This window comes from Eubacterium sp. AF22-8LB (assembly GCF_003458715.1).
Lineage (GTDB): Bacteria > Bacillota_I > Bacilli_A > Erysipelotrichales > Erysipelotrichaceae > Holdemanella.
Map to the genome: position 1 here is coordinate 1 of NZ_QRVI01000019.1, position 16,890 is coordinate 16,890.

General features: G+C 33.8%; 13 protein-coding genes. 8 read left to right on the top strand and 5 right to left on the bottom strand.

Annotation, left to right across the window (positions count from 1 at the left end):
* Nucleotides 1-19: 19 nt before the first annotated feature.
* On the bottom strand, nt 20-889 hold the full coding sequence (locus DWY01_RS07965) for a YitT family protein (RefSeq protein WP_117995614.1): 870 nt from the start codon (nt 887-889) through the stop codon (nt 20-22).
* A gap of 241 nt (nt 890-1,130) precedes the next feature.
* Here DWY01_RS07965 and DWY01_RS07970 point away from each other — a divergent pair, with 241 nt between their 5' ends.
* Nucleotides 1,131-2,243, top strand: a complete 1,113-nt coding sequence (locus DWY01_RS07970; protein ID WP_158553681.1) for a DUF4825 domain-containing protein — start codon at nt 1,131-1,133, stop codon at nt 2,241-2,243.
* 24 nt (nt 2,244-2,267) lie between these two features.
* Here the strand turns inward: DWY01_RS07970 and DWY01_RS07975 are convergent, their stop codons facing one another.
* Entirely contained in the window at nt 2,268-3,914 is a 1,647-nt protein-coding gene (locus DWY01_RS07975) for a SulP family inorganic anion transporter (RefSeq protein ID WP_117995616.1), read from the bottom strand.
* Nucleotides 3,915-4,040: 126 nt separating this feature from the next.
* Here DWY01_RS07975 and DWY01_RS07980 point away from each other — a divergent pair, with 126 nt between their 5' ends.
* The 4 genes from DWY01_RS07980 to DWY01_RS07995 are packed head-to-tail and all read left to right on the top strand — an operon-like array spanning nt 4,041 to nt 8,872.
* The gene (locus tag DWY01_RS07980; RefSeq protein ID WP_117995617.1) at nt 4,041-5,204 is read left to right on the top strand and encodes an efflux RND transporter periplasmic adaptor subunit; all 1,164 of its coding nucleotides are present in this window, start codon (nt 4,041-4,043) and stop codon (nt 5,202-5,204) included.
* Complete coding sequence (locus tag DWY01_RS07985; RefSeq protein ID WP_117995618.1) at nt 5,194-5,880, top strand: ABC transporter ATP-binding protein; 687 nt, start codon at nt 5,194-5,196, stop codon at nt 5,878-5,880. Before DWY01_RS07980 ends, DWY01_RS07985 begins: the two co-directional genes overlap by 11 nt.
* Nucleotides 5,877-7,631: a biotin/lipoyl-binding protein gene (locus DWY01_RS07990; RefSeq protein ID WP_117995619.1), complete on the top strand. Its 1,755-nt coding sequence runs from the start codon at nt 5,877-5,879 to the stop codon at nt 7,629-7,631. The genes DWY01_RS07985 and DWY01_RS07990 overlap by 4 nt, the downstream gene beginning before the upstream one ends.
* Nucleotides 7,628-8,872 (top strand): ABC transporter permease, encoded by a 1,245-nt coding sequence (locus DWY01_RS07995; RefSeq protein ID WP_117995620.1) that lies wholly within the window; start codon nt 7,628-7,630, stop codon nt 8,870-8,872. Before DWY01_RS07990 ends, DWY01_RS07995 begins: the two co-directional genes overlap by 4 nt.
* A gap of 55 nt (nt 8,873-8,927) precedes the next feature.
* Here the strand turns inward: DWY01_RS07995 and DWY01_RS08000 are convergent, their stop codons facing one another.
* Nucleotides 8,928-10,907 carry an FAD-dependent oxidoreductase gene (locus DWY01_RS08000; RefSeq protein WP_117995621.1) on the bottom strand — a complete coding sequence of 660 codons (1,980 nt, stop codon included), beginning with the start codon at nt 10,905-10,907 and terminating at the stop codon, nt 8,928-8,930.
* Nucleotides 10,908-10,979: 72 nt separating this feature from the next.
* Between DWY01_RS08000 and DWY01_RS08005 the strand changes: the two genes are divergently transcribed.
* Nucleotides 10,980-11,546, top strand: a complete 567-nt coding sequence (locus DWY01_RS08005; RefSeq protein ID WP_158553682.1) for a TetR/AcrR family transcriptional regulator — start codon at nt 10,980-10,982, stop codon at nt 11,544-11,546.
* A 110-nt stretch (nt 11,547-11,656) separates the two neighbouring features.
* On the opposite strand, the gene DWY01_RS08010 is transcribed toward DWY01_RS08005, so the two are convergent.
* A complete protein-coding gene (locus DWY01_RS08010; RefSeq protein ID WP_371412824.1) occupies nt 11,657-13,558 on the bottom strand; it encodes a bifunctional UDP-sugar hydrolase/5'-nucleotidase in 1,902 nt (633 codons plus the stop codon).
* A gap of 311 nt (nt 13,559-13,869) precedes the next feature.
* Here DWY01_RS08010 and DWY01_RS08015 point away from each other — a divergent pair, with 311 nt between their 5' ends.
* Together DWY01_RS08015 and DWY01_RS11660 are read left to right on the top strand one after the other, a co-directional pair.
* Nucleotides 13,870-14,904 carry a YhcG family protein gene (locus DWY01_RS08015; protein ID WP_117995624.1) on the top strand — a complete coding sequence of 345 codons (1,035 nt, stop codon included), beginning with the start codon at nt 13,870-13,872 and terminating at the stop codon, nt 14,902-14,904.
* 31 nt (nt 14,905-14,935) lie between these two features.
* A complete protein-coding gene (locus DWY01_RS11660) occupies nt 14,936-15,097 on the top strand; it encodes a hypothetical protein (protein ID WP_199519929.1) in 162 nt (53 codons plus the stop codon).
* Nucleotides 15,098-15,531: 434 nt separating this feature from the next.
* Here the strand turns inward: DWY01_RS11660 and DWY01_RS08020 are convergent, their stop codons facing one another.
* Nucleotides 15,532-16,890: a site-specific integrase gene (locus DWY01_RS08020; RefSeq protein ID WP_117995625.1), complete on the bottom strand. Its 1,359-nt coding sequence runs from the start codon at nt 16,888-16,890 to the stop codon at nt 15,532-15,534.

Genomic DNA, 16,890 nt, shown 5'->3' on the forward strand with positions numbered 1-16,890 from the left:
TTTCAGTACGTTCATGAATTTAACTTTGAGCTTCTCCTATATTTGTCATTTTAAACCCCTCTCCATGCACTTCATGCGATTCGACAACCACAAAGAAAGATTCAGGATCCGCTTCTTGTACAGCCTTTCGAACTTGATACATTTCTTTACTATTACATGCACACATTACCACTTGCATATCATCTTGTTTATATCCACCTTGTGCATTTAAAATCGTACTTCCCCTTTGACTTGCTTCATCAATCACCTGACAAATTCTTTTTCCCTGTTTTGTGACAATAAAAGCAACCTTTCCTGAATTCAAACCATAAATCATTTTATCCACTACAACCGCGAATAATAAATTTACAATCATACCATAAATCATTCCATCTACATCTTTAAATAAAATACCACCCACTAAAATAATGCCAACATCCGACAAGAAGGCAATATTTCCTAAAGATAAATGAGGCCTCAATGCCTTTACAGCCATGATAATAAAATCAGATCCTCCTGTAGATGAATTTCTTGTATAGATCATCGCATAGCCAATTCCACCAAAAACGCCCGTACATAGGGCAGCAAGTAGTCGATCTCCTTGATAGACAGGAAATAATGGTGCCACATAGTCAATAATCAATGAAGAAACAATCATACAGCGAATGGAACTGATAAAAAACTTCTTTCCTAATAATTTGTAACAAAGTATCGCAACAGGTATATTCAATAAAATCGTTGAAAAACCAATCGGAATATTAAATAGTCGATAAAAAATAATCGAAATCCCTGAAAATCCTGTCATAGGAAACTTAGCTTGTACGGCAAAGTTATAGATACCAATGGCCACAAAAATACTGCCAACAAGTTCCCACATCATTTGTACCAATAATTCTTTTGTCTTATTCATACTTACCTCCAAAAAAAAGAAGCGCCTAAAACCAAATCTTACAGTGTAAATCACTGCACCTACGATTTGATTCTAGACGCTTTAACCACTCATCCGGTGAAGAGTGAACGTTATTCTTAATGTACTCGATTATTGTATGGGACATACTTATTTAAGTCAAGAAGAATCAGCTAATTCGCCATTTGTGGTATGTTCAATCTATACTAGAAATAGTAAGATTTTAGATGAAAGGAGGTCCATTATGGACACAAAAAAGATAGGAGCCTTTATCGCGATGAATCGTAAGAAAAAAGGATATACACAAGAACAATTAGCTGAAAAATTAGGCGTGACAAATAAAACCATTTCACGATGGGAAAATGGACATTATATGCCAGACTTATCTTTACTTGAACCTTTGAGCAAAGAATTAGATATCACATTAAATGAACTTTTAGCTGGAGAAGAAATCATTAAAGAAGAGGCGAAGGAGTATTCTGAACAAAACCTGATTCAAACCATTGATTATACAGATAAGAAAATCAAGAATGAACATAAGAAAATATCATTATTCATTATTGGTATAGGTATTTTCACATCCCTTTGCGCATTTACTGTTTTCCCTTCTGAAAGCAGCTGGAGCAGCATCTATTCTATGATTGGATTGTTCTTATTTGTAGTTGGAATATTTAGAGAATTAAAGATTAGTTCTCTACTCAAGAAAGGATTGATTTCAACAATTTTATTCATTTTACTTTTAGGCATCTTCTTTATTTTCGACTATGTCAATGTAACCCAATTTAAACAACCACCCATCTATCGACTGACTACAACTACTGTATTTAGTGATGATGGCAATAAAATGATTGAATACCAAAATCCTTTTTATAATGTATTTCGCATCAATGCCAATACACCCAATGAATATTACTTAATTGACGACAAGAAACAATATACCATTGATACCGTTCCAACAAGTCCTTTTAATGTGGATAAAAGTTCATTTGAACAACTAAAAAAATATAAAAGTAAATATATTGGAGACAACAGTAATACTTCCCATTTACTAAATTCCTTACCCCTATCGGAATATGGTTATGTCTTTGAAATTGATTCTGAAAACTATGGACTTACAATAAACTATAATTGTACAGATTGGTACAACAATGAAAACTTATATATACATAAAGCTCTAGTGTACAATTCTGTATCTCTATTCAAATTGATCGATAATCTTGAATACATCACATTTAATTTTAGTGGAAGCAACTATACAATTACACGAGAACATTGTCCACTCAACAAGAATATTGAACAAAAGATCAATGATAATGAATTTGTATCCGATAGGATGAAATTATTTGAAACAAATTAAAAAAACGCAAACGCGTTTTTTTGTTTATTTATGAATAATTTCTTCTGCACGATCTAGTGCAGCACTGATACTTGGTTGGAAGTTTTCTTCTCCAACGAGCTCAATAAAGCCCGCCTTTTCCATAACCTTCATTGGTTGATCATTCACATGTGAGAACACAATCGTGATTCCTTTTGATTCACAAACCTGAACTAAATCTTTTAATGCGTTTAGTGCCGTACTATCTAATGCAGGAACACTGCGCATACGAAGAACGAGGCATGTTGTAAAATCTTTGACGGCAATTTCTTCAATTACACTAGCAGCACCAAAGAATAAAGGTCCTGAAATCTCATAGACACGAATCTGAAGTGGAAGCTTTTGAAGATGTTCATCTACATCTGGTGTATCATCATCTACATATGTCCATCCATTGACTTTTGTTTCTTCACTCATACGTTTAATAAATAATAAACATGCGAGTACCATACCCACTTCAATGGCTACAACCAAATCAAAGATTACAGTTAGTACAAATGAAGTGACAAGCACAATAACATCACTCTTAGGTGCAGTTTTAACTAAGTTCACAAAGGTACGCCATTGACACATATTGTATGCGACGATAAATAAAATCGCTGCAATTGTAGGCATCGGAATCATACCAGCATATGGCATCAAGACAACTAATACAATCACCAATGTGATGGAGTGAACCATACCAGCAATTGGTGTTCTTCCACCATTTTTAATATTGGCAGCCGTTCTAGCGATAGCACCCGTGGCAGGAATTCCTCCAAATAATGCGGATGCGATATTTCCAGCACCCTGCGCAACAAGTTCCATATCCGAACGATGTTTACCGTTAATCATGCCATCCGCAACAACACAAGAAAGTAATGATTCAATGGCAGCCAACACGGCTATGGTTAGTGCATTTGGTAATGCATTTTGAATCATGTTTAATGATAAGCTTGGAAAATGTAAAGTGGGTAATGCATTACTGATTGTATAAAGATTTCCAATTGTATTTACCTTTAAAGGCAAGAATTGAACCATCAAAATTCCTGCAATAACGGCTAAAAGTGAGCCTGGAATTCTTTTAAAAATATATGGAGCAATAATCAAGATAGCTAAAGATACCACACCTACAATTACGGCATCCATATTGATTGTAGAAAAATTGTTGATTACAGCCTCAAATTTTTCGACTGTCTCAATAGGCTTTACTCCCGTTGGATAGGTTAATCCAAAAAAATCTTTTAGTTGTCCAATCACAATCGTAACGGCTATACCGGAAGTAAAACCTGTTGTAATGGTAAATGGAATAAACTTGATTAGACTTCCAAAATGACAAAGTCCCATTAAAATCAAAAAGATACCCGCAAGAATAGTGGCAACAATAAGTCCATCCATTCCATCATGGGCTACAATTCCAGCAACAATCGTCGCAAATGCAGCCGTAGGTCCTGCAATTTGTACACTGCTTCCACCTAATGCTGAAATGACAAAACCTGCTACGATTGCAGTAAATATACCGGCTTCCGGTCCAACACCTGAAGCAAGTGCCAATGCAATCGATAATGGTAATGCGATAATAGCGACAATAATTCCAGCTGTCACATCTTTGACAAGCTGAGACTTATCATAGCTTTTCAATGATAAAAGTAACATCGGTTTCAGTGAATTCATTTGTTAATATCCCTCTCTTTTTAACAACCTTTAAAGTATACCATAATTTAAGGAATATTAAGGAATTTTCTACAATAGTATTTGATATACTGAATATATAGCGATAATAAATCAGGAGAATAATCTATGAAAAAAAAGACTAAAATTATAATTTTAATCTCAGTATGCATTTTAATTACCATTATCGGCATTTATTTTTTGTTTCCAAAAGAATCCAACAATGGAAACATCTACGTTCAAAAGGTATCCTCAGTCATTGGTTCATCCTATACTGAAAACCGTTATTCTGGTGTAGTTGAATCCCAGGAAACATTAGACATCAATCAAGATGGAAATAAAAGCATCACAGATATTTATGTAGAAGCAGGACAAAAAGTACATAAGGGTGATCGATTATTTACTTATGATACAACGGAAGCTTCAAATTCCATTGCCCAAAAAAAATTGGATATTGAAGCACAGAACAATGAAATTGCTGCTCAGAATAACACCATCGCCGATTATAAAGCTGAACTGAATAAAGGTGGAGATAAGGTTGAGATTCAGGCACGAATCAATGATGCAAGTTATGCGATTCGTCAGGCTCAAAACACAATAAAATCCACACAAACAGAAATAGATCAATTGAATAAACAAATCGAAAATTCTACTGTTATTTCAACTATTGATGGAATTATCAAAGAAATCAATAAGGATGGTGGTACAGATGAGAGTGGCAACCAAAAACCACTTATATCTATTACTCAAACTGGCGATTTAAGAGTCAAGGGTACAATAAGTGAGATGGGATCTATTTCTGAAGGAAGCAATGTCATTATCCGAAGTCGTGTGAATGAAGATCAAGTGTATAAAGGAACTGTCACAAAGGTAGAAACAGATCCTCAATCCAATTCAAACAATAACTTTTATGGAAATGATTCAGGTGAAACTGCATCTAAATACCCTTTCTTTGTCTCTTTAGAAAACAATAAAGGATTAATGTTAGGTCAACATGTATATATTGAAGTAGATAATGGACAATCTACAAAGAAAAAAGGAATCTGGCTTGATGCAAGCTTTATAGTTTCGGATGATAATGGAAATTCCTATGTATGGGTATCTGAACGTGGTAAATTAAAGAAAAGAAAAGTAGAGCTTGGCAACACTGATGAAGCAACATATACTACAGAAATAAAGTCTGGACTAAGTGAAGATGACTATATAGCTTGGGCTGATGATTCATATTCAGAAGGTATGAAGACAACAACTGAAATCCAAACGGAAACGGATGGTGAAACAAATGCTTCTTAATCTTCAAAATATTGATAAAAACTATGGTAAAGAACCTTTGATTGTCCCTGTTTTAAAGGATGTCAGTCTTGAAGTAGCACAAGGAGATTATATTGCAATCATGGGACCTAGTGGATCTGGTAAAACAACACTGATGAATATTATTGGATGTTTAGATCGAGCAAGTGAAGGAACCTATCTTTTCGAAGAGGAAGACATTTCTGAAATGAATGATGATGCTTTAAGTGATCTAAGATTGAACAAAATTGGTTTTGTATTTCAAAATTTCAATCTTCTAAATTCTCAAACTGCTCAAGAAAATGTAGCCTTGCCTTTAATTTATGCAGGTGTTGATAAAGAGACAAGAAATCATAGGGCTAATGTTGCATTAAGTAAAGTAGGTTTAGCAGATCGTACAACATTTAAGCCAAACCAATTATCAGGTGGCCAAAAACAGCGTGTTGCGATTGCCCGTGCCATTATTAATAACCCCAAAATTCTTCTTGCCGATGAACCTACGGGAGCTCTTGATCAAGCGAGTGGAAAGCAGGTTATGGAATTATTTAAAACTTTAAATGGTGAGGGTGTCACAATTATTATGATTACCCATGATGCCAATGTCGCAAGTCATGCCAAAAAGATTCTTCATATTATTGATGGAGAAATCATTGAAAATAAGCAAGGAGGTGTCGCATGAAACCTTCTATAAAAAAAGGAATTATAGCTGCTTCAGTCTGTGCTATTTCTTTAGTTGGAATTCAAGTGTATATGCATTCCAAAAAGGTAATTGATGTACATTCTGTCGCAACCTTAAATTCAGGCTATTGGGATAATCCAGCTTCATCATCTGGCTTTGTATCAAATAGTGCAACACAATCCGTTCTATATGATTCTTCTAAAACAATCACAAATGTCTTTGTCAAAGAAGGCCAACAAGTTAATGCAGGCGATCCTTTATTATCATATGACTTAACTACACTAAAAAGTTCGGTGGACTCTAGCCAATTAGAAGTTGAAAAAGCACAGAATGCGATTACACTTGCCGAGCACGAATTAAAGAAATTATTAAATACTACACCCGTTCCAGAAATAACACCTGAACCAGAAATACCAGAATCAAAGCCTCTACCTTTGCCTGGTGTTCCGAATAAGAATGGGAATGGTTCATATCCTTATATTCTTTCGCTTTCTCAAGCTGAAAACAATTTTACAGCTTATAAAATCTACTATGCTTCCACAGAAAGTGAAGCTCCTGAAAAAGGACCTAGTGATGCTTCTTCCTTATGGAAAGAAGAAAGAGTTGAAAAAGCTTCAGATAATGCATGTTGGTACTGGATTGAATATACATATACAGATGGTTCAACCAATGCGTATGATTCAAAGGATGCGGTAGAATATTATAGTAATAAACAACAAATTCCCTATGAAGATATTTCTTTAGCTGGAACAAAAAAGAATCCTTATGTATTCAAGTTAAGCGAAGATCAAGGGTATGTATATGGAAAGCTATTTTTAGACAATGCAAATTTAAATCAATACTTTAGATTCGATGTATATACAAATGAGGGAGAAGTAAATTCTTCATGGCTTATTCGCTGCGATACATTTGCGACAAAACAATCTATGAATGAAGGCGATATGTATTCAGTTACTTCACATACAAAAGAAGACCAACGATATGAAGAAATTAAACAAGAATCAAGTCAAGATAGCACTTCGGGTTATACAGAAATCGAACTTGCGAAAGCAATCCGTGATAAAAAACAAGAATTAAAAAATCTTGATTTAGATTTAAGAAAAGCCCAGCTTTCTTTAAGCGAAAATAAGAATCTATTAAATGATGGAATTATTCGTGCAACACATAGTGGCGTTGTTCGCAATGTCAAAAACACATCCGATTCTTTACAGGATGGAAATACCTTCTTAGAAGTTGCAGGTGGTCAAGGAACCTACATCAAAGGAACTGTCAGTGAATTGATGTTGGATCAAATAAAAAAGGGCGATTCAATTTCTGCATATGCCTGGACAAGTGGAGAAACGTTTGATGCCAAGATTCAAAGTATTGATACCGTTCCTTCTTCAAATAGCTACTATAATGGTTCTGGCAATCCAAATGTGAGCTATTATGGATTTGAAGCCTATGCTGAAGATGCTTCTTCTTTAAAGACAGGAGAATCCTTAGAATTAACCTTCAATATTTCTGCAGACACGACAAGCTCCATTTGGCTTTCTAAGGCTTATGTTAAACAAGAAGGAAACAAGTACTATGTACTTAAAGATGTTCATGGCAAATTGAAAAAGCAGTATGTCACAATTGGTAAAATTGTATGGGGAGATACAATGGAAATCAAGGAGGGTCTTACAGATACCGATTATATTGCGTTTGCGTATGGTAAAAACGCAAAAGAGGGTGTTAAAGTCAAAAAATCATCGGAGGATGCATCATGATTGAAAATATAAGATTATCATTTCAAGGTATTTTTGCGCATAAGATGCGTTCCTTCCTTACAATGTTAGGAATCATTATTGGAATCGCTTCTATCATTGCGATTGTTTCTACAATCAAAGGGACAAATGATCAGATTGAAAAAAACTTAATTGGTTCAGGTGATAACACCGTAAAGGTGGCTCTATACCAAGAGGATTGGGAATATTCCTTTGATTCAGGAATTCCTGATGGTGTGCCTACAGTTTCAAAAGATACACTTGAATCATTAAAAAACATCGATCATGTCCAAGGTGCAACGCTTTATCGTTCTAGACAAAGCTATCAAGCCATTTATCGAAATAACACATCTTTAGATGGTGGTTATATTGTCGGTGTTCAACAAGACTACTTCTCTATTGCTGGATTAACTATAAAAAAAGGAAGAGGCATTACGGATGAAGACAACAAACACTTTAGACAAGTAGCTATATTAGATGAAACAAGTGCTCACCTTCTCTTTGGTGAAACCAATCCGATTGGTAAAACGATTGAAATTTCTTCAACACCATTCACCATTGTTGGTGTATGTGCAGATAAAGAAACTTTTGAACCTATAATGGAAAGTATTGATGATTACCGTACATATAATCAGTCTACGGGTTCTAAAGTCTATGTTCCAAGTGAATCTTGGCCAATCTTCTATCAGTTTGATGAACCACAAAACGCATTACTGAAAGTGGATGCCACTTCTAATATGACTCGTGTTGGAAAAGAAGCAGCTACTATCTTAAATACAAATGTTTCTTCTTCAAGTGTTCAATATAAAGCACAAGATTTATTAAAGCAGGCTAAAGATATTCAAAATCTTTCTAAATCCACAAATGCGATGTTGATCTGGATTGCCGGTATTTCCTTACTTGTAGGTGGTATTGGGGTTATGAACATCATGTTAGTAACAGTAACGGAAAGAACAAAAGAAATTGGTCTTAAAAAAGCCATTGGTGCTAAGAAAAAAGCTATTCTATTCCAATTCTTGACTGAAGCTGTAGTACTTACTTCGATTGGAGGTATTGTAGGTGTATTAACAGGTATTGGTTTGGCTAAATTAATATCAATATTCAATGGTACTCCTGTATCCATTAGTATTCCTGCCATGTTGTTATCCGTATTATTCTCTATGGCTATAGGTATTATTTTTGGATTGTTGCCTAGCTATAAAGCTGCAAATCTAGATCCAATTGAAGCTTTAAGGCATGAATAAAAGCTGTAACGACTCATAAGACAACAAAACGAGGCAATGCGCCTCGTTTTGTTAACTAAATTTTTAATGCAACTCGATATCCCTCTTGCATAGCTTTATAAATTAGTCCACCACCATTGCTGTCGCCAATGTTATAAACTTCATTAACTTTATCTTTGATCTCTTCAAATAATGCAGTATTTGGAACATCTCCAACTGAAACAATTACAGTATCGGCATGAATTTCATGTTCTACGCCCTCTTTATCTGTATAAACAACTGCATTTTTTCTAATTTCTTTACATATACTATTCATTTTAAAATGGACATCATCTGCTTTTAAATGTCCTAACACAACTGTTCTTGTGCAATTTACCATATTCAATGCAATTGTATCTGTCATTTCAATAATTGTAATATTCTTATCTTCTTCTTGTGCAATTAATTCGGCTGTTTCAATACCCACACTACCTCCACCAATAATCACAACATCTTTTCCCGTTTTAGCTCCACCAAGAACTTCCTTTGCGTTTATTGCACGTTCAAATCCAATAATAGGAAGCTTTGCTGGTTTTAAACCTGTTGCACAAATCACAACGTCTGGGTTCATTTCAGAAATTTGATCTGCATTTATTTCTGTATTTAAATGTACATTTACATGATATTTTTCTAATTGGTATTCCATCCATGGAAGGAGTGGTTTAAAGTTATCTTTATTTGGTGGTGCAATTGCCAAATTAAATTGACCTCCAATTCGATCACTTTTTTCGTATAAATCGACTTGATGTCCGCGCATTGCCGCAATTCGAGCTGCTTCAACACCAGCCACACCACCACCAACTACAATAACCTTTTTACTCTTATCTGCAGGTTTGATAGTATAGTCATTATCGCCTTGTCCAGCTACTGGGTTTACTGAGCAACAAAGTGCCATTCCATCTTGTAGTTGTGAGTTAATACACATATCGCATCCTAAACATGGTTGAATTTCTTTTTCTTTATTTTCTGCAATCTTTCTGACTAAATGAGGATCTGCCATCAAGCCATGGCCAATAAAGATAAATTCACACATATTTTCAGACAAAGCCTTTTCTGCTGCTTCTGGATTTTGAGCACGACCTCCACCAATCATTTTTATAGTTGCAGGAGCCCCCGTCATCTTATAAATTCCATATTTTAATGCCTGGCAAAGACCAACAGCTTGACATGATTTGGCAGCCGATGTCGGCATATCTTCTGCCGATGCTTCTTTTTTCCAAGTACCCGCAAGTACTTCTAAAGCATCTACTCCCACATCCTGGAAACGCTTGGCATAATACATACCATCTTCCATTGTGATACCAGCGTTTTCTCCAGCTTCAACAGCACTAAATTTTACAATAATTGCGAAATCATCTCCACATAATTCACGAATTCGACGAATAATATTTAAATGGAAACGAACTCTGTTCTCTGGATTTCCACCATATTCATCCGTTCTAATATTTGCGGTAGATGATAAGAATTGTTGTCCCATATAGTATCCAACACTATGTATTTCAACACCATCAAATCCAGCTTTTTTTGCACGTAACGCTGCTTGTGCATATTTTTCCTCAATATCATGAATTTCATCAATCGTTAATTCTCGAGGCTCTTCATTACTCAACCCCATCATAAATGAATATGGCATCGCCACCGCACTAGGTCCAACTGGCTGGTGCCCTGTAATTTTACGACGCGCACCACGACCTGTATGACTAATTTGTAGTACAGCTTTCGCCCCTTCTTCATGAATGGCAGATGCTAAACGAGTCATTCCTGGAATATATTTATCATCATCAATCACTAACATTTGTGCCGTATTTAAACCAAGGGGTGCATCCACACATGTTACTTCAACAACAATCATACCAACTCCACCTCTGGCTCTTTCAACATAGTGGTTCACAACTGCATCATTCACAAAGCCATTTGTGGACTGGCTCATTCCCATGGCTGCCATTACTGTTCTGTTTCTTAGTTCAACATTTCCAATTTTTGCAGGCGATAATAAAGTAGGGTAATTCTGGTTCATATATTTTTCTCCTCTTTTTAACGTGATTTTGATTTTATAATTTGATATACTCAAGAAACAATGAGGTATCTTATGAATCAAACTGAAAAATCTAAAATTACACATAACGAATTATTGAAAGCTGCACATTCCTTATTTATAGAACAAGGCTTTAATCATACTACAATTACAGATATTGTTACTCGTGCTGGCTACTCTACAGGTATTTTCTACAAACACTACAAGACTAAGACAGATATTCTTGTCGAATTATGGACAAATTATATTGAAAGTTCTTGTTTAAAATCCATTGTTCGTATCCAGGAAACTAACGCCACTTTGGAGGAAACATTATCTTCTATTCTTATATCCGTCAAAAAATTCCGTGATAACCCCATTTATAAATATTATGCCGAAGCTCTTATAGAAAATGATATAAATGACTCTACTCCTCCAGCAACGCGAGCTTTTCAAAAAACATTAGTATACATTCTTAGAAAAGAAAATCCTTCGGCTTCAGAAATTCGATTAAACACATATGCGAGTGCTATCCATTCAATTATCAATGCAGTTGCTGAATCGAATTATTCAAATCTTGATTATGATTTTGATGAAACGACTACTCTTGAAATATTGATTTCTATCGTAAAAGAAATATAACTTTTCTAAAAAATGAATCACGTTCACTTTTAATTAAATTGTATCATGCAAAGTATATAAGTCAATCAAATGTTAATATTTAAAAAGCTAGGATTCCCCTAACTTTTCTACTATTTATTCTTTTTTCTTATCTTACGAACAATTCTACGAATCAATAAAATTAAAAGTACAATTAGTAAAATAATGACTAAAACGATTGTCACAATCATTGCACTAAATTTATTTGGCTTTTTAATCAAGTCAATTATATTCTTACTATCATCCACAACCTTATGTTCATGTTTTGAAGCATAGTATTTTGAAACATTGGCAATTCCATCACCATCTGTATCATCAAAAGAGCACATATATCTTGCAATCGCATCCCAAGCTTTTAGTTCTTTGCCATCTTCTTTAATGATATGATCCTCAAGATTTTCAATTGGATTTCCATCCTGATCTTTTGGTTCAAGTGACAAAAGTCCATATGACATTTTATTTACTGAACCAAGCATCTGTCCTGTGTATAAATCTGTCACAACATGATACAATTGATCATCTTGAATCTCAATTCTTTGGCCTTCTTTTGTAAGATAACAATCTGTAACTTTATTTAAAATCATTCGATTTGGATTGTAAGTAAAATTAAGTCCACTACTATACAATCTTGCCGTTGTCATAAAATCAGAAACTGAAGCATCTACTTCGGCCGCTAGTTTCAATTCTTTTCCCGTAAGATATGTAGAAATCAAAGGATAACCAGCTATACCATCTTTTCCAATTCCTAAAGAAAATGAATTATATACATCTTCTACTGTAATATCTCCCTTTGTATATGTATCTCGTATAGTTCCACTTGGAACTACGGCTACATCGACTGAATCAGCTGCATACGCAAATGAATCCGCAATAATTTGTCCAAGATTTGATTCTTCATGTTTTGAATACAAGTCTTCTAAACTATTAAATTTAATATCATTCTGCGCTAAAACTTCACTTCTTGTATAGCCAAAATCTGCAAGATAATTCGTATCCACTGTATCCATCAATTCATCAATACGATTTTGTGTTTTTTCATCCGGCTGTATATTTTCAGATACAGGAATCAACTCATAAGAACTTAAATCCCAACGACCATTCGAATTCTGTTTCAACGAAAGAGAACCTATATTTTTTCCATATTCACCACAAGATACAATATATGTATTTTCATGTTGAATAGGTTCTTTTAATTCTGAATGTGTATGTCCACTAATGATTAAATCAATATCCTTAACATTTTTGGCAAGAAGTTCATCCTCGGATTTATTTTCATCCTCCCAAGTACCACAATGAGATACACAAACAATCATATCTACTTCTTCATTCTTCTTGATTTTTTCAACTGTATCTTTCACTGCCTCTACAGGATCTTTAAACAACAATTCACATGTTGGTGCACATTTTAAAGAATCTTTTCCAAAAGCACCTGTAATAGCTATCTTTGTATCCCCTTTTTGAATGACAACATAATCCTTTACTCCATAAGTTTCAAATCCGGACTGAATCTGTTTTTGACCTTTATTCAATCCAGCCTTTTTCATGCCATCCCAATCCACATTACAAATAACAAGTTCTGGTATTGTTTCACCCGAACTTTTGGCTGTCTTTAACATATTGGCCAAACCTTTTGAACGATAATCAAACTCATGATTTCCTAATGTTGTGACATCATATCCAAGATAGCCAAGCATTCTAAGTTCAGCTGCTTGCGTATCATATACTGTTTGAACCAACGTTCCCATTGAGAAATCCCCACCATCCAAGATAAGTGTATTTGGATTCTCTTTCTTTTGTTCATTAATCAATGTTTTAATTCGAGAAAAACCACCTACTTCTTGAAATTCTCCATCTATATTTGTTGTGAAACTATCCAAATGAGAATGCGTATCATGTGTAAACATGACATCCACTTCTTTTGCATCTGATTCAGCATTCAATGGAGTAATTTGTGTAAGTGGCATCAACAATGTCGTCGCTAAAAAAAGCGACACTATTCGCTTCCTTATTATCATATTATTCTCTCCTCATTATGTATTCACCTACTTTTTAGTATACGTGATTGAACACAAAAAGTACATGTTTTTTATCATTTGTAAGCGGTTATAGTAAAAAGGATGAAAAAAAACATAAAATGATTTCAGTGCTATTTTTAACTCTATATGGTGTCCCTGATAAGATTTGAACTTACAACCTTTCGTTTAGGAAACCTATTCTGTAGGTACTGCTCCTCTCTTGTCTGTAGTCTCATCAGAAAAGGATTCGCAAGAAAAACATTATATAGCGAAAGCGTGGTGTATTACATATGAATGAAGTAAGCAACAAATTTCTAAATAAAGTTTCTTTATTAATCGAAGAAGCCAAGAAAAATGTTAAGACTGCTGTGAATATTGCTATGGTCTATACATATTTTGAAATTGGACGAATGATTATTGAAGAAGAACAAAATGGCGATAATCGAGCAGAATATGGTAAATATATAATTAGAAACTTATCGTCTTTTTTGACTGAACATTATGGTAAAGGATATTCCATATCGAATTTAAAAAATTTTCGTCAATTCTATCTTATATACTCAAATGATTCAATTAGCCAAACAGTGTTTAGCCAATTCAAAAACTACCCTACAACTGTTACAGGGCGTAAATTTTATTTAAGCTGGTCACATTATTTGAAACTAATGAGAATTTCAAATATTGAAGAAAGACATTTTTATGAAATTGAATCAATAAAAAACGATTGGAGTTTATCAGAATTAAAAAGACAATATGATTCTTCATTATATGAACGTTTATCTTTAAGTAAAAATAAAGATGAAGTGATGTTATTATCACAAAAAGGACAAATAATCGAAAAGCCAGCAGATGCGATAAAAGATCCATATGTATTAGAATTTTTACAATTGCCAGAATTACCTGTATATTCCGAAACTGAGTTAGAGAATAAGATTATTGATCATTTACAACAATTCTTACTCGAACTTGGTAAAGGCTATACATTTGTAGGTAGACAAGTTAGACTAACATTTGACGAAGAACATTTCAAAGTCGATTTAGTATTCTTCAACAGAATACTAAAATGTTTTGTATTAATTGATTTAAAAATTGGAGAATTAAAACATCAAGACATTGGACAAATGCAAATGTATGTGAATTACTATGATCGTAAAGTAAAACTTGACGATGAAAATAACACTATTGGGATTATTTTATGCAAAGATAAAAAACAATCTATTGTGGAAATGACTTTACCTGAAAACAATAACCAAATATTTGCGAGTAAATACCAAACAGTATTACCAAGCAAAGAAGAATTACAACATCTTTTAAATGAAGAATAGAATTACAAATCGGACTTGATGGAGGTATATTATGAAAACAATGATTTCAATTATTCTTATGATAATTGCAGCATTGGTCGTCTTTTTCTTTGGTTCTAGAATGAACGAAGCAATGACCAGAGCAATATTACTTTCAATGATTACTGGTTTTGCTTGCACGATTAGTGCTATTGAAAAGAACAAAAAGGAATGACAAATTCTAATTTATCTACAAGAATTCACACAAAGAAATTAACTTGGAACGAAAACATTTCCCACTCCTCACTTATCACAAAACAAAAAGAGATTTGAATGATGAACACACATCAAACAAATCTCTTTTATCATTCACAGACCAAAATCCATTAAAAATCCTGTTAAATCCCTTAAAATTGGCGTCCCAGATAGGAGTCGAACCTACGACCTTTCGCTTAGGAGACCACTCATCACAATTTTATTTAATCTTGAAATTTACATACAATTTCGTTATATGCTTTATTTATCGGCTTTTTTTGTGTTTTCTAATATTGACCGCTCAATAAAATATACGGAATTTTTCACCTGATTTCGTGTTTTTTATATAGTCAATATTAGCTGGCTATTAGCTAGAAGGCCATTTTATTAAAAAAGTCCCTTGATAGGGACATCTTATTTTAATGCATCTAATAGTTTATCCAGTAGATCTGGATTGTCTTTTAAAGAAGCAACCAGCTTATCCACATCAATACTATCTTTCTTCCTTTTGGCATTGTCTTCATCATTGTTCTGATAAAAAGACTCATCAAACTTTTGAGCATTTATTTTACGATCTTCATCTAAAATATGACTATACAAATCTGTGACCATATCTGCCTGAGCATGACCGGTATCTCCTTGTGTTGCTTTTATATCACCATGATTTAATTTTAATTTATATGTTGTACTTGAATGACGAAGCGAATGAAATACCACCGGTGGAAGTCCAGCTTTTTCTGAAAGCTTAGCTAATCCTTTACGAATGATATTATGCTCTACTGGTCTACCATCTTCAAAACATAAAACCATATCATAATCATGATATTCATCTTGAAAGAATTCTTTGTATTCATTTTGTTGTTCTTTCCATTCACGTAAAAATTGTACCAATGTATTAGGTAACCATATAGTACGAATACTTGATTGTGTTTTAGGTTTTCGTAACACCAATACTGTTGTATTGCTTTCATTATCAGTAGCTGATGGAAATGTATACAAAATATCTTGAACATTCAGTTCATCAATTCCCTTTTTAGATAATCTTTGTAATTGCTGTTCTACAACAATATGAGCATTATCATTTTCAATATCTTCATCACTTATGAATACATTTTTCCATTGTAATCCTAAAACTTCACCAATACGTAATGAACACGCAAACGATAGTTGAATTGCCAATGAAATCTTTGGATCTTCACAAACTTCTAGTGCTCTAGAAATCATTTCTGAAGCCCAAATTTCTTTTTTGGCATATTCATGTTTTGGAGGTGTAACTTTTTTAAAAGGATTGGACGCAATTAATTCCCACTTTTCAGCACACCCAAAGGCACAGCTCAATAACTTATGAACCGATTTTAATATATAAGAAGTTACTTTCCCATCTGTGTTTGATCTCAAAGGTCGAACAACTCTTTGTTCTTTTAGATCCCTATAATATTTTTCAATCACAATTGGCTTAATATCTTGCAGCTTCTTTTTACCTATATATGGAAGAATATAATATTTAATTGTAGAACGATTTCTTGTTAATGTAGAAACACTCCAGTTTTGATAGCCATAAAGTTCAATAAATGTATCTAAAAATGATTCAACAGTATCTGTATTAGGTGGGATAAAAGCCCCCTTAGCCTTTTCAGCTTCAACTATTGACTTTCTAGCTTTAGCTTCAGAAATTGAATCAAATGTTTCCCATTTTTGTCTCTTTTTTCCTTTTGTGTCTACATAATAATAAATTACACAATATTTACTATTACGCTTATTAATTGTTGCCAT